The sequence below is a fragment of the Alteromonas sp. DY56-G5 genome (genome assembly GCF_041414725.1).
Classification (GTDB): Bacteria; Pseudomonadota; Gammaproteobacteria; order Enterobacterales; family Alteromonadaceae; genus Alteromonas; species Alteromonas macleodii.
Window position 1 is genome coordinate 1 of the sequence record NZ_JANHZQ010000125.1, and the last position, 1105, is coordinate 1105.

The window sequence follows — 1105 nt, forward strand, 5'->3', positions numbered from 1 at the left end:
ATACCAATTGTCTTAAAAGTTTGATCTAATAGTGGTATTCATATTCGAGTGATTTTGATATGCATACAGCCGACGACTTTAAACAATTAGCAAAGCAAACCTCCAACGGGCAACTGCGAACCCGCTATCTAGCTTTGTATCTTTTCAAGAATGGGGAAACACGAACCCAGATAGCAACTTACCTTGGGGTTGCCAGAGGCAGTGTTAATACCTGGGTATCCAACTATCTGGCGCACGGACTTGAAGGTCTGCAATCCAAACCTAGTCCGGGTAGACCCTGTCAGCTCTCCGTCTCCCAGCGAGAACAGATCGCACATTTTATCAAAGAAAATGCGGTTAAAAAGGAGGGGGGGCGTTTGATTGCACAGGATGTACGACAATACATTAGCGACACCTTCCAAATCGATTATCAGTTGCGAAACGTATACCGCATCATGGATGCGCTCGGTTTCAGTTGGATAACCAGTCGCTCTAAACACCCTAAACAATCACAACAAACCCAGGACACTTTTAAAAAATTTCCTGCTGGAAACGATCCTTCACACTCCCGGTCATCTTCCTCTGGATCGCGTTGACGTCTGGTTTCAAGACGAAGCACGATTCGGTCAGCAAAATCAGACGTCCAGAATATGGGCAGCCAAGGGCAGCAGGCCAAGAGTAGTAAAGCAACAGCAATTCGATTATGGCTATGTCTTTGGGGCGGTGTGTCCGAGCAATGGTAATACTCAGGCGCTTATCAGCCCTCTTGTGAATAAAGAGGTGATGAAGCAGCATCTGAAATTAATAAGTGAAGCGACAGAGCCTGGGCGTCATGCCGTTGTTGTAATGGATGGCGCGGGCTGGCATACGATCGATACGGCCAGCCCATTTACCAATGTCAGTCTGTTAAAACTCCCACCTTATTCTCCGGAGCTGAACCCGATGGAGCAAGTATGGCAATGGTTACGGCAACGTTGCTTATCAAACCGCGTATTTCGAGGTTACGAAGAAATAGTGGAACAGGTCTCTCGCGCTTGGAATACATTCATTGCGGATGTTGAACGAGTCAAAAATCTCTGTTGGAGAGAGTGGATAAAGTTGGTCAATTAATTAATGCAATTGGTAT

The 1105-nt window shown here is 46.2% G+C and carries 1 protein-coding gene; it reads left to right on the plus strand.

Annotation, left to right across the window (positions count from 1 at the left end):
- Positions 1-59: 59 nt before the first annotated feature.
- A protein-coding gene (locus tag NO989_RS21825) for an IS630 family transposase (RefSeq protein WP_197047964.1) occupies positions 60-1089 on the plus strand; the annotation gives its coding sequence in 2 pieces (ribosomal slippage) (positions 60-514 and positions 513-1089; 1032 coding nt in all).
- The last annotated feature ends 16 nt before the right edge of the window (positions 1090-1105 follow it).